The organism is Phytohabitans sp. LZ39, from assembly GCF_059359075.1.
This window is the reverse complement of record NZ_JCADBM010000006.1, coordinates 262097-275164: the sequence shown is the minus strand read 5'-3', so window position 1 is coordinate 275164 and position 13068 is coordinate 262097. Positions and strand designations below refer to the sequence as shown.

Genomic DNA, 13068 nt, shown 5'->3' with positions numbered 1-13068 from the left:
AAAGGCGCCTCGGAGTTCCGTCCGCAGGGGTTGGCTGCTCGTGGTAGCACCCCACTTGAACAGGAGCTCAACCTCGTGCCTGCCTCTCGTCGTAACTTCCTCGCCGGCGGCGCGGCCGCCGGAGTAGGCATTGCCGTCGCCGGGGGCTTTCCGTCCCTGGCACAGGCCCACCCCAGCCGGCCTCGGCCGCCGGCGGGGCGGGGTCACAAGCCGTTTCCGCCGCTCGTCGACGACCCTGATGGGATTTTGGCCCTTCCTGAGGGCTTCAGCTACGCGATCGTCACCCGGACCGGTGTCACGAAGCTCGACAAGGGTCAGGGGCTGACCCCGTCCGACCACGACGGCATGGCCGTCTACGACGCCGGTCACGGCCGGTACACCCTGATCCAGAACCACGAGGTCGACCCCGGCGCCGAGTTCGGCGTGCCGCACGTCAAGGGCACGGTCTACGACCCCGGTGCGGTCGGCGCCGGCGGATGCACCGTGATCAAGACGGACCGCGCGGGCCGCAACCTGGGCGAGTTCGTCGCCATCTCCGGCACGGTCAGCAACTGCGCGGGCGGGCCCACCCCCTGGGGCACGTGGCTCACCTGCGAGGAGACCGAGGACCGCGCCGGCGACGACTGGGAGGAGGGCGACCAGTCCGGCGTCTTCCAGAAGGACCACGGCTACGTCTTCGAGGTCTGGGCCGACGGCAGCGCCGACCCGCGGCCGATCAAGTGCCTGGGCCGCTACGCCCACGAGGCCCTCGCGGTCGACAAGGACCGCACGAAGATCTACCTCTCCGAGGACGCCGACGAGCCCAACGGCCTCTTCTTCCGGTGGACCGCGCCCCGTGGCGTCAAGCTCGGCCCACGCGTGCTCACCCGGCTCGCCCCGGACGCCGGCACCCTCGCCGCGATGGCCATCATCATGGACGACGGCTCGGTGCTGCCCGACGTCGCCTACCTGACCTCCGCACAGCTGGGCCGCCCGTTCCCCGTGCGGTGGGTGGAGGTGCCCGAGCGCGACGCGCAGACCAAGCCGGTGCGCGAGCAGTTCGCCGACGGCCAGGTCACCCGCGGCCGCAAGTTCGAGGGCGTGTGGGGCACCGACGAGGGCGTGTACGTCGTCAACTCCTACGCCTGGGACGAGGGCGAGCTCCCCGTGGACGCCGCGCCGCACGACGGCATGGTCTGGTTCTACGACTACCGGGCGCAGACCATCCAGCTGGTCACCTACTTCCCGCACCAGACCACGGCGGAGGAGGGTGAGCCGGCCAAGTACACCGACCTCACCTTCGACGGCCCGGACAACGTGACCGTCACCCCGTGGGGCAGCCTGGTGCTCGCCGAGGACGGCGCCGGCGCCTCCCACGTGCTCAGCGCGATCCCGGGCGGCCCGACCTACGCCATCGCCCGAAACCAGCTCAACGACTCGGAGTTCTGCGGCCCCACCTTCACCGACGACGGCAAGGTGCTCTTCGTCAACATGCAGGACCCGGGCCTCACCCTGGCCATCACCGGCCCGTGGGAGAAGTACCTCGGCTGAAAGCAGGCATCTCCGGTGGGGCCAAGCGCATCGCTTGGCCCCCTTGTCTTCACGGCGCGGCCCCTGTCGCACGGCGCGGTCCACGCCGTGAGCAACCGCCGCGACCGTGCGAACGGCGCACGATTCGGCCCACGGTCTCGAGACCTTTCGCGGTCGGGGTCGCCGCTCGTCGTGCGTTACTTCGAGGCAGATTTGCCCGCGTCCGCGTCAGCTGCGGACCGTATGCTCCCGCGGGCACCGCTCCCGGCCGGCGGCTCGCAGCGCTCGCCGAGATCCCCGGCCGTCCACTGCCAGGTCCGCGAGACAAGCCCCGAAGGCGGTCTTCGCGGCCCCTACCTCCGCCATCCTGACGCAGCGTCACCAGCCCAGAGGTCGGGACTTGCATTCCCGGATCGCCGATCCGGGACCAGACATTGTGGACAAACGTCGACCGCCGGCGCGACCAGCGGCGGACGGGTGAGGCCGCGGGAGCAGCGGTCTGGACCACGACGGACGTCGCGGTAGCTCAAATCTCTGTCTGAATAGGTGGTTTCAGGGCTCGAAGCCACCCCGACTCCGGCCGGGGATTTCGGCTCGCCCCACCGAGCCGCCGGCCGGAGCGATGCCCGTGGGGGCATACGGTCCACCGCTGAAGCGGCCCACATACTTCAAGCCTCTCAGCCGGTGGAGGTGTCGAGGGCCGCGACGTCCGGGGCGGTGGAGCCGCCGTAGGTGGCGATCTTGTACTCGGTCGCGGCGATCGAGTCGGGCACGTCGGCGAGGTCGGTGAGGCGGTGGATCGCCTCCACGGACAGCGGATCGTCTTCGCCGAGCGCGTCGAGCGCCCTGGTCATCAGATCCTCGGTAGCCATGCCGACCAGCCTAGATCGGCCGGCTCGAGGCCGGGGCGTTCGGGAAGTCGGCGGCGGCGGCCGTCTCGGACCACCGTTCGACCTCGGCCAGGCCGCGCCGGTACACGCCCGAGATGCGCTCGGTCGCCTCCCGGCCGAGCGGGAGCCGCAGGGGCACCTCGTCGCCGTGCACCAACGACACGATGATCTCGGCGGCTCGGGCCGGGTCGCCTTCCTGCCTCCCGTCGGCGCCGGCCATGTCGGCGCGGACGGCGGCGAGCAGGTCGCGGTAGGTCTCCGAGGCTTCGGTGAACTCCAGCACGTCGCCGGCGTTGAAGTCGGTACGGAACCGGCTCGGCTCGACGATCATCACCCGGATCCCGAACGGGGCGACCTCTCCCGCGAGCGCCTCCGACCAGCCTTCCAGGGCGAACTTCGACGCCGAGTAGGTCGACACGCCGGGGAAGGACATCCGCCCGCCCTGGCTGCTCATCTGCACGATCGTCCCGGCGCCCCGCGCGCGCATCGCCGGCAGCGCCGCCCGTACGAGCGCGGCCGGGCCGAACAGGTGCAGGTCCATCAGCTCCCGTAGCTGCGCGTCGCTGACCTCCTCGACGGCGCCGACCACCGCGCGCCCGGCGTTGTTGACGAGCACGTCGAGCTGACCGAACCGGTCGAGGGTGGCTCGCACCAGGCCCGCGGCGGCGGTGACGTCTCGGGCGTCGAACCTCGCGACAAGGCACGTCTCGGGGTATTTCGCCGCCAGGTCGGCCACGCTGTCCGGGCGGCGTACCGCCGTCACGACGCGGTCGCCCGCCGCGAGGGCCGACTCGGCCAGGGCGCGGCCGAAGCCGCGGGAAGCGCCGGTGATGATCCAGGTCTGTGCCGTCATGGCGGCGACGCTATGGGTTTGAGCGCGCTCCAACGCAAGTACGCGGCTCCCCGGGGACCCGGGGAGCCGCGCCTCGGATCAGCTGGCCGCTTCTTCGATCTTGCCGGAGTACCCTTCGACGTCGCTCACGCCGCCCCACGCGGGGGCCAGCTCGTCGTGCTCGGCGTCGATGGCGTACATCTGGTTGTCCTGCGTGCCCTGAAGCCACATCCCGTCGGTGTAGGCGTAGTACAGCGGCACCCCCGCCGGGATGTTGGCCGGCCGGACGACGGTCGCCTCGGGGACCGGCCGCCATGTGCTGATGTCGTCCAGTACGGCGACGATGGTGGCCTGCGGGTTGAGAGCGGTGAGCCGTTCCGTGGTGGCCCCGCCGCCCACCGGCACGGCGATGTAGACCTTGCCGTCGACGACCCGGCCGGCGTCGCCGTCGAGCACCTTCTCGACCGCGACCACGAACGTGGCGTAGTCGTCGGCCTCCCGCTCGGTCAGCGCCGCGTTGGCCGGGTACGTGACCTGGATCCCGTCGCCCACCTCGACGAGGGTGCCCTCGACGATCAGGTCGCCCTGCCCGACGGCGTCCCGCGGCGAGGTGAGTGGGGTGTAGTTGTTGTGCGCGCCGTGGCCGGCCACCGCCACCAGCTCGTGCACCGAGCCGGTGGGCTTGCTCGCGGAGGCGTTCGCGCGGGCGCAGCCGGTGGCCAGACCCGCCAGCGCGACGGCCGCCGCGGCCACCAGGATGGTCTTGTTCATCTCGGTCGTCTCCGCTCAGTACGCCGCGTTGATGTGGCTGACGTCGTGGCTGTGGTACGAGCGCCACTTGATGTCGGTGCTCGGCACGTCGGTGACGTAGTTGAACATCGCGCAGTCGTGGGCGTAGTCGCCGCCGACCGAGTGGTGGCCCAGGCCGATCGTGTGCCCGATCTCGTGTACGACCACCGCCTGCTGGTCGTACACGTCGTTGGCGCCGACGTTGATTTCGGCGAAGTCGAGCCAGACCACATTGGAGTCGCACCTGTTGCCGCTGAGCCACTGCTGGCACGAGGCCCGCCCGCGGGTGCCGGCGGGCAGGTCGACCCGGGAGAACCAGATGTCGGTGCCGCCCGCGCAGCCCTCGAAGATGGCGGTCATCTGCGTCTGTGCGTCCAGGCGGTCCATCCCCCAGTGCACCCTGGACCGGTGCTCGGGATAGTTGTCGAAATTGGACAGCAGGCAGTACGCGTGGCCGGCGCTGTCCGCCAGATAGGTTTCGGGAAACGGCGTCGCGTGCGCCGCCGACGGTGCGACCAGCACGCCGCCGAGCGTGATGACCGCGACCGCGAAGACGTGTCGCAGAAACCGGAAGGGCCGTTTGGCCATGGTCGTTTGCTCCGTACTCGCCTCGTTGGGTAGGAGTGGCTCCGGAGGCCGTGACGAGAGTAGGAGGACCCGCTCCGAAAACGCTCCGATTCCGCTACGCCCTACCGGACGCTGAGGCTGAGTGGGTTGGAGATGCCGACGCCGCCGTTGGAGTCGTAGACGCGCACGGTGAAGGTGTAGGAGGTGGCGGCGGCCAGGCTTACCGGAAACAGGTAGTGCAGGCCGCTGTTGGTCGCCGTCGTGGCGATCCGGGTCGTGCCGAGGTAGAGCTCGGCGCGGTTGATGACGTCGCCGGCGTCGGCGTCGGTGGCGTCGGCCGCCAGGGTGACCGTCGCCGGTTCGAGGAAGAACGTCTGTCCGGTCGGGTTGCGCAGCGCGACCGCGGGCGGGTGGTTGGCGCTCCCGGGTGCCGGCGTGGCTACCGTGATCAGGACGGGCGGCGCGCCACCGGGCAGCGACTGGCTGGTGCCGGCCGAGACCGACACCACGAAGGTGCGGCTGGTCCCCGGCGCGACGGCCGGGGGTGTCCACTGTGCCTCGTAGCGGTCGCCGGTCGTCCGGACGCCCTGGGCCACCGTGACGCCGTCCACGCGGAAGGTCACCGAGGTGATGGAGTGGCCGCCGCCGACGGTCGCCGTGGCCGCGAGCGGGATGCTGTCGGGCGTGGTGTACACGGCTCCGGCGGCCGGGCTCAGCAACGTGACGATCGGCGGCCAGTCGGCGACCGGCGTCGACGTCGTGCGGCTCGGCGTGACGCTCGGCAGGATGCCGCCGGTGCACGGCACACCGTTGAGCGTGAACGACGTGGGCGCCGGGTTGCTGCCCGACCAACGGCCGATGAAACCGACGCGCACGGACCGGTCGGTGTCCAGGGTGGTGTTCCAGTCGAGGCTGGCCGCGCTGACCTGCTGGCCCGACTGGGTCCAGCGGGCGTTCCAGGTCTGCGCGAGCTGCTGGTCGAGGGCGGGGAACGCGAACCGCAGCGTCCACCCGTCGACGGTGTCGCCAAGGTTGGTGATCGTGATGTCGGCGCTGAAGCCGCCGGCCCACTGGCTGTTGACGACGTAGCTCACCCGACAGCCGGCGGCCGCGCTCGCGGTGCCGGCATGCGCGATCCCGACGACCGCCGCACCCGCGGCGACAACAGCGGCCACCACGGCCTTGAGCGACTTTCTCATCACGCACCCACTCAAAACGACATTGACCATTGCCGATGACTAGGACAACGGTCCCCGTGGTGCGGGCTTCCTGTCAAGGCACCGGGTCACCGCGCGATGCCGCGAAGCACCTCGATGCGGAAGGGCCCGTGGACGCGCGGGCGTGGATCAGCGGTGTGCCGAAAGCTCCGCCGCCACCGGCGGGCAGGCGAGGTAGTTCGTGACCAGGTGGAAGTCGAACGCGTGGATCGCCGACGTGTGATCGGCCGAGACGCCGGTGAACCTTCGCGGGATGCCGCCGGGCGGGATCGCGACAAGGTCGCCCACGTCGGCGATATTCACCCAGCGTCTCACGTTGGGTGGGCAGGATCCGAGGCCGTCGACCGGGGCGGGGTCCAGTCGTGGAAACACCGCGTGGAGGAGGGCCAGCGGCGAGCCGAGCGTGACGAAGAGGTCGAGTTTCAGGTCTTCGTTGTGCCACAGGGCCTCGTACGCCACGACGCTGCCCAGGGAGTGGGCCAGCACCACCGACGGCTGGTGGGTGCGGATCATCGCGGCCACCGTGTCGCGGCTGGCGGTCCGGACTTCGCCGGCGCACATGTAGCGGGCGACTTCGCGGAAGAAGGTCGCTACGAACAGCTCCACGAGGCGTGGCGCCAGCCGGCGGCGCTCGGCGATCCACGCGAGGGCCTGGCGGACCGGTTGGGTGACCCGGCCCTGGGCCAGGGCGGGCGGCAGGTCGAGCTGCCTCAGCCACGCCACGAGCATCTCGTGCGCTTCCGGCGGCAGGCTGTCCGCCGTGCCCTGGCGGCCGCGCGGGCCGAGCTGGTCGGCGTAGTAGGCGACGGTCAGGTCGACCGGTGCCGGAAAGCCGCGGGCCAGCGCGCGCCGCCAGATCGCCGACAGCTGCTCGACCGCCTCCGCCGAGGTCGCGGAGGGGCGGTGGTTGCCGACACCGTGCACGCCGACGACTCGCAGCATCCGCGTCACTCCGCCCGGTCCAGTACGACGATCTCGCGTTCGTAGCACACCACGATCCCGCCGTCGGGCGCAATCACCACCGCTTCGACCTTGTCGGGCAGCGCGTGTGTTTCCAGGCACTCACCCGTGGCCAGGTCCCACAGCCGCACGACGTCGTCGGAGCAGGCGGCCGCGGCCACCGCCCGGCCCCGGCTCACTCCGCACGACAGGTCGCGTGCGACCCAGTTCGCCGCCGAGGCGGCGAGACGCAGGCATTCGCCGGTCCGCGCGTCGAAGACACCGACACCCACACCGGCCGCGACGACGACCGGGCGACCGGCCAGCGTCGCGCAGGCCACCCGCCGCACGTCGAACTCGGGCTCGATCCGGCACCGCTCCACGCCCGCCGCGAGGTCCCACACCGAGAACCCGTTGTCGTTCTCCCAGCATGTCGCGGCGTACGGGGTGCCGCCGTCGTCACCGATCGCCACGCTGTCGATGGCGTCGCTCGGGTCGTCCTCCGCCAGGGTGACGCAGCGTCGGTCGCTCAGGTCCCACACCCGCGGTACGCCTTCGGTCCCGCCGGAGATCACCAGCGGTCGCCCGCCGACGGTGGCCGCCGCGACGTCGTGCACGTGATCCTTGTGCCCCTCCAGCGGGGCGCCGAACGGCTCTCCGGTCGCGATGTCTCGCACGTCCAGCGAGTTGGTCTCCCCGGTCGCCAGCACCGCCACCGCCGTGTCGCCGACCGTCACCGTCGCCACCGCCGACACCCAGCCGGTCCCGCCGCCGAGCCGCCCGCCCACCGGTTTGCCGTCCGCGAGATCCCACACGCCGGCGCCGACCTGCCAGCCGCCCCACTCTCCGCCCCCCGCGACGACCACCGTGCGGCCGCCCACGACCGCGCAGGCCGCCGCGTTGATCGGCTCGGCATGGCCCGGCCGCCCAGCCAACCCGCCGGCGACGACCGCGTCCAGGTTCCACACGCGCACGTTTCCGTCCATCGAGGTGCTCACCGCGACGGCCCGCCCGTCGATGTCGGTGCACTCGATGTCGGTGACGTTGTCGGGATGGGGCAGCGGGTCGCCGACTCGCTCGCGGGTGCGCAGGTCCCACACGAGGATGTCGTCGCCGTGCCCGACCAGCGCGATCGGCCGGTCGTCGACGACGGCGCACGCGACCGCTCGGAGAATCCCCTCGGTGCGGGCGAGGACCTTGCCGCGTGGTCGTTCTGACTTCTTCAGCTTCCACAGCCGTACCGTCTGGTCGTCGGCGGTGCTCACGACGTACAGCTCACGGCCGTGCGCCACACCGCCGACACCGTGCACGGTGCCCTCGTGCCCGACGAGGCTTGCGGCGACCGAGTGGCCGGACAGGGATCGCACCTCGATATCGCCGTCCCGGTCGCCGGTGACGACGACCGTGCCTCCGTTCGCCGTGAACGAGTTCACGAAGCGGATCCGCTCGCCGTGGTAGCAGATCGTGCTCGGCTCGGTGTCCTCGTCGGACGGCACCGGCCACGCGTGCACCGCGCCCTCGAAGCCGCCTGCGACGACGACCGCGCGGCCGTGGTCGTCACCGCCCGTGACCGAGAAGTACGACAGGTCTTCTGGTGCGAAGATCTCCTCGCCGATCGGCTCGCCGGTGATCAGGTCGATCAGCGAGATCCCGTCTTCGACGTCCAGCGCGGCCGCCACCGGCCGGCCGGCCGCGACGAACGCGGCGACCTCCGCACGCCGCTGGTCGAGGACGATCCGCGCCGGCTGCCAGGGGCGGCCGCGGCGCAGGTCCCACAGGCGGACCGTGCGGCCGTCCGAGGTGACCGCGACGGGTTCGTCTCCGATGCGCAGGCAGTCGACCGACCGCGCGCCCGCGACGTGCCCGGTCAGGACGTCCCGCAGCGCGGGGTGGACGAGGGCACCGGTCGCCCAGCGCGGCACCAGGCCGGCGCCGGCGAACACCCGCGAGAGCGCACTGCTGCCGCCGCGCCACGCGTCGATCGCCAGGATCTGGCGGCGTTCGTCGGGCGTGGCCGAGCGGTGCCGACTCGCCGAGGTCCGGTAGATCATCGCCGCCTCGCGCGCCGCGGCCGACCGGGCCAGCCCCAGGTGCTCGACCAGCGTGCTCGGGTCGGCCGCGACCAGGAAGTCCGGATCGACGAGCAGGTCGTCGACCCGATCCGTGTCGGCGGCGTGCTCGATCGCGTGCCGCGACAGGTAGGGCGGTGCGGCACGCCAGCTGCGCACGCCCGCGACGAGCCGTTTGTAGAGGCGGCCGGCGTCGTGCTGCGAGCGGAGGTATTCGCCGAGGCTCTCGTGAAACAGCCGGTGCAGCGTCGTCCCGTCGGCGTCGACGCTCGTGCGCAGGTACGGCTCCCCCTGCCGCAGCGCGGCGGTCACGTCGGTGCCGACCAGCTTCGCGACCACCTCCGCGGGCATGCCGTCGCCCTTGCCGAACGCGATCGCGGCCAGTGCCCAGCGCAGCGTCCGGTCGCGGCCGAGCGCGTCCAGATGCAGCTCGAAGACCTCGGGCAACCCGGTGGGCACCGACGCGCCGAGCCGCTCGGCGGCCGCGGTGTCGGGCGGTACCGGGACCGCGGCGAGGTACCGCAGGAAGATCTCGGCGAGCAGGAAGGCGCCCCAGCTCCGGGACGCGCTGGCCAGCCGGTCCGCGACCGCCCGCGCTAGCGCTTCGCGCACCAGCCGTGCCGCCCCCTCGCGGTAGCCCGGCGCGTCGGCGAGCCGGCCGGTGAGGTGGTGCTCCAGGTCGGTACGCAGCTCGTCGGCCTCGACGCCGTCGAGGTCGACCACGTCCGCCTCGGCCAACATCCCGTCGAACCTCGCCTCCGGGCGCATGGCCACCAGCAGCCGGCAGGCCTCGGTACGGGCCAGCGGCAGAAGCAGTTCGTTGAGCAAGCCGATGGGGTCCAGTGCCTCGTCGAGCGCGTCGACGACGATCACCGGCGCCTCGGGCAGCTCGGCGACGACGTCGACGAGTGTGGCGGCGCTCCAGCCCGCCCTGCCCGGCTGCTGCGCGGCGGCGAGGATGTCCTCGACCGTCCACGCCCCGTCGCGTGTTTCATCGAGCAGGTCGGACAGCTCGGGCATGCCACCGCGCCAGGGCGCGGGCAGGTCGAGCTGGTCGGCGATGGAGTGGACGAGTTGGAGCGTGTCGCGTCCCCGGGCGTGTACCGCCGCGAGCTTGTCGTTGCGCGAGGGACGCGACCGGGTGTCCAGACGCGCCCGGACACCGGGTGCCTCCTCGACGAGGCGGGGGTGTGCCGCGCACACGAGCACCCCCAGCAGCGCGGACTTGCCGGCACCGGGGCTTCCCGTGACGACGGTGGGCCTTTCGCCGGCCGCGCCGTCCAGCCACAGCGACAGCCGGCGCAGCTCGCGGTGCCGACCGGTGAAGTGCGTGCCCGCGCGGTCGAGGAAGTGGGCGTGATCGAGGAACTCGCGCAGCGGCGGGTCGAGCGAACGGCCGGCGACCTGGTCGGGCGCGTAGCGCGGATTGGGGAAGAACGGCGGCTCGTCGGCCGGCTGCGCCGGGTCGACCGGCGTGGCGAACACCCGCTGCGGCAGGCCGGGGTAGCTGGCGACCCGCTCCGCGATCCGCCGGGCGACCACCTCCAACGGCACAAAAGGCACGCTGGGGTCGGTGCCCAGACCGTCGACGGCGAGCCGGTCCAGCACGTCGGCGACCGCCCGGCTGAACCGTCCGTCGAAGGCGTCCTCGTCGGGGCCCGCCGCCGCGATCACCCACGTCCGGATGTCCGGCCCGGTGCGCTCGAGCAGCCATGGCAGCCGAGTGATCCGGCCCGACCGGCACAGGTCGAGTAACAGCAGCACGGGCCGCTCGCGCCGCTGCGCGGCGGACACCCACTCGCCCACGTTGGTGCCCAGTCCGGTACGCCCGCACGCGGGTACGACATCGAGCCGGGTGCCGTCGCCGCCGACCTCGCCATGCGACAGCACATGCAAGATCAGGCCTTCCCGGTCATCGTCCAGCGCCGCCCGCACGGAGTTGACCATCTGGCCGCGATCGGGGTCGAGGCGCACGTCGATGTGCAGGCCCAGCCTTTTCAGCGCGGCGTGCACCCGCGCCACTACCTCGTCGACGAACGGGAGAGGTTCTCGGTTTTGGTGCTCCAGCGGCGATTCCGACTCGGCGGACACCCGATCCGCGAACCGGCGCACACCCAGCAGCAACGCCCTCCCACCCACGCCGCGCGACTCTACCAATGGTCCCGGGTCCGCGTCACTTGTAGACCGTCGCTCCCGCCGGAGACTGCGCAGGCCGGCGGCTCGCGGAGCGAGCCGAGATCCCCGGCCTCCGCTGCCATGTCCGCGGTCCAAGACCCGACCGCGTGACCAGCAGCGGACGGGCAGGCCGCGGGAAATGCACCCCAAGAAAACGCTCCGCTGCGCTCCACGTTTCCCCGGGGGCCCCGCGCGGCGGTCTGTACCACGACGGGCGTCGCGGTAGCTCCAATCTCCATTGTGGATCTCTGGGTCAGAGCCAGCCGTTGTCGTAGGCGACGCGGGCGGCGTCGGCGGACGAGCGGCTGCCTGTCTTGCTCTGTGCGGCCGCCAGGTGCGCCTGAAGGGTGGCGCTCGACAGGCCGAACACCGACCGCAGCGACGGCAGCGAGGCGCCTTCCCGAAGCGCGGCGAGGATGCCGCGCTCGCGTGACGACAGCGGCCCGGCGGAGACTCCGGCGACGGCGGCGACCGGGGCCGGACCGCCCGCGGCGTCGGCCAGTTCGACGTCGATGACGCGGCGGCCGGCGTGCACGTCGCGGATCGCGCGGGAGAGGCGGTCGCTGGGTGCGTCCTTGACGAGGAAGCCGGCGACGCCGGCCTGCATGGCGCGGTCGAAGTTTCCGGGCGTGCCGACGCTCGTGAGCACGAGGATCCGCACCGGGGAGCCGGCGTCCTTCAGCCGCTGCGCGGCCACGATGCCGTCCATGCCGGGCAGGTCGATGTCGACCACGGCGACGTTCGGGCGGCTGCGCTCGATCTCGGCCAGGATGGTGTCGCCGCGGGCGGTCTCCGCGACGACCGTGATGTCTGGCTCGAGCGACAGCAGGGCCACCAGGGCGCCACGGATGAGATTCTGGTCCTCGGCGACGAGTACGCGGATCACGGATTCCTCCCCTGGATGATGGGAATGTCCACAGTGAACATGAATTCGCCGTTGGGTTGGGCTGCGGCGGCGAGCCGGCCGCCCAACGGGTTCAGGCGCTCGGCGAGCCCGGCCAGGCCGCTGCCGCCGTGCGTGTCCGGCTCGGCCTGGCCGGCGCCGTCGTTGACGACGGTCAGCCGCGCCGCGGTGTCGGTGGCCTCGACCGTGATGTCGCAGCGGCTGGCGCGGCTGTGCCGCAGCAGGTTGGTGGCCGCCTCGCGGACCGCCCACGCCAGTGCCTCCTCGACCGGGGCGGGCAGGCTGGCGACCAGCGGCGAGATCTCGCACCGCACGCCGGCCGACACCAGCACCGACTGGACGCCGGTCAGCTCGCGTTCCAGCGAGTCTCGCCGGTAGCCCTTGACGACGGTGCGTACGTCGCGCAGCGACTCGCGGGCGATGTCGTGCACGTCGAGCAGTTCGGTGCGGGTGCGTACCGGGTCGGCGTCGAGCAGTCGCAGCGCGAGCTCGGACTTGAGCGCGATCGCCGACAGGTTGTGGCCGAGCGTGTCGTGCAGGTCGCGGGCGAACCGGCTGCGTTCTGCGGTAACGGCCAGCCGGGCGATCTCGGCGCGCGCCGCGAACAGCTCCTCGACGAACGCGACGAGCACGATGATGCCGGCGAGCGTCATCCCGGTGAGCAGATCCTGCAAGGTGAGGAAGGCGGCGCCGCTGACGCCGAGCAGTCCACGTTCGACGGTGAGTACCGCCAGCACCGCGAGCGCCGCCAGCAGGCCGTAGCGTGGCCGCAGCGACACCGTCACCGCGGCCACCGGCAGAAACCCGATGACCTGCCAGTCGGGGTCGACAAGGACCGGCAGCGCGATCACGATGCCGACCACGACGGCTGTCTGGCGGAAGGTGCGGTTGCGCCACGGGTGCTTCATCGCGACCGTCACGACGCGGACGAAGGCGAGGGCGGCGATCGCGAACATCACCGAACCCACGACGAGCGTCCACAGCGGACGGTCCCGCACCACGGCGTTGACGATCGGGAGCAGGCCGAAACCGAGCATCCCGACGGCGAAGACGTATGCGATCGTGCGTGTCACGACGACGGCCCGGGCCCGGCGCACCTGCCCCTCGGCGGGGGCGCCGGCGGCGACCGGCGCGGCGACCACCGTGGGCAGCGCGGCCGCTCCGTCGCCGGCCATGG

10 protein-coding genes are annotated in these 13068 nt (G+C 72.1%); 1 reads left to right on the top strand and 9 read right to left on the bottom strand.

What is annotated here, in order from left to right:
- Nucleotides 1-75: 75 nt before the first annotated feature.
- On the top strand, nt 76-1530 hold the full coding sequence (locus tag AC5L36_RS14865; protein WP_441219061.1) for an alkaline phosphatase PhoX: 1455 nt from the start codon (nt 76-78) through the stop codon (nt 1528-1530).
- A 656-nt stretch (nt 1531-2186) separates the two neighbouring features.
- On the opposite strand, the gene AC5L36_RS14860 is transcribed toward AC5L36_RS14865, so the two are convergent.
- From AC5L36_RS14860 to AC5L36_RS14820, 9 genes are all read right to left on the bottom strand, one after another.
- Nucleotides 2187-2381, bottom strand: a complete 195-nt coding sequence (locus AC5L36_RS14860; RefSeq protein WP_441219059.1) for a hypothetical protein — start codon at nt 2379-2381, stop codon at nt 2187-2189.
- Nucleotides 2382-2391: 10 nt separating this feature from the next.
- Nucleotides 2392-3252 (bottom strand): SDR family NAD(P)-dependent oxidoreductase, encoded by an 861-nt coding sequence (locus AC5L36_RS14855; RefSeq protein ID WP_441219057.1) that lies wholly within the window; start codon nt 3250-3252, stop codon nt 2392-2394.
- A 78-nt stretch (nt 3253-3330) separates the two neighbouring features.
- The gene (locus AC5L36_RS14850; protein ID WP_441219055.1) at nt 3331-4002 is read right to left on the bottom strand and encodes a hypothetical protein; all 672 of its coding nucleotides are present in this window, start codon (nt 4000-4002) and stop codon (nt 3331-3333) included.
- Nucleotides 4003-4017: 15 nt separating this feature from the next.
- Nucleotides 4018-4608 carry a matrixin family metalloprotease gene (locus AC5L36_RS14845; protein ID WP_441219053.1) on the bottom strand — a complete coding sequence of 197 codons (591 nt, stop codon included), beginning with the start codon at nt 4606-4608 and terminating at the stop codon, nt 4018-4020.
- A gap of 101 nt (nt 4609-4709) precedes the next feature.
- Nucleotides 4710-5786, bottom strand: a complete 1077-nt coding sequence (locus tag AC5L36_RS14840; protein WP_441219051.1) for a cellulose binding domain-containing protein — start codon at nt 5784-5786, stop codon at nt 4710-4712.
- A gap of 147 nt (nt 5787-5933) precedes the next feature.
- Complete coding sequence (locus tag AC5L36_RS14835) at nt 5934-6746, bottom strand: hypothetical protein (protein ID WP_441219049.1); 813 nt, start codon at nt 6744-6746, stop codon at nt 5934-5936.
- Between the two features lie 5 nt (nt 6747-6751).
- Nucleotides 6752-10951, bottom strand: coding sequence for a hypothetical protein (locus AC5L36_RS14830; protein WP_441219047.1), 4200 nt, complete (start codon nt 10949-10951; stop codon nt 6752-6754).
- Between the two features lie 289 nt (nt 10952-11240).
- Nucleotides 11241-11873 carry a response regulator gene (locus AC5L36_RS14825; RefSeq protein WP_441219045.1) on the bottom strand — a complete coding sequence of 211 codons (633 nt, stop codon included), beginning with the start codon at nt 11871-11873 and terminating at the stop codon, nt 11241-11243.
- Nucleotides 11870-13066, bottom strand: coding sequence for a sensor histidine kinase (locus tag AC5L36_RS14820; RefSeq protein ID WP_441219043.1), 1197 nt, complete (start codon nt 13064-13066; stop codon nt 11870-11872). Before AC5L36_RS14820 ends, AC5L36_RS14825 begins: the two co-directional genes overlap by 4 nt.
- Nucleotides 13067-13068 lie beyond the last annotated feature (2 nt).

Bases quoted from the DNA above. Each gene is read 5' to 3' on its own strand.
- AC5L36_RS14855 (WP_441219057.1), bottom strand. From the start codon at position 3,252: ATGACGGCACAGACCTGGATCATCACCGGCGCTTCCCGCGGCTTCGGC.
- AC5L36_RS14850 (WP_441219055.1), bottom strand. From the start codon at position 4,002: ATGAACAAGACCATCCTGGTGGCCGCGGCGGCCGTCGCGCTGGCGGGT.
- AC5L36_RS14860 (WP_441219059.1), bottom strand. From the start codon at position 2,381: ATGGCTACCGAGGATCTGATGACCAGGGCGCTCGACGCGCTCGGCGAA.
- AC5L36_RS14840 (WP_441219051.1), bottom strand. From the start codon at position 5,786: ATGAGAAAGTCGCTCAAGGCCGTGGTGGCCGCTGTTGTCGCCGCGGGT.
- AC5L36_RS14835 (WP_441219049.1), bottom strand. From the start codon at position 6,746: ATGCTGCGAGTCGTCGGCGTGCACGGTGTCGGCAACCACCGCCCCTCC.
- AC5L36_RS14820 (WP_441219043.1), bottom strand. From the start codon at position 13,066: ATGGCCGGCGACGGAGCGGCCGCGCTGCCCACGGTGGTCGCCGCGCCG.
- AC5L36_RS14845 (WP_441219053.1), bottom strand. From the start codon at position 4,608: ATGGCCAAACGGCCCTTCCGGTTTCTGCGACACGTCTTCGCGGTCGCG.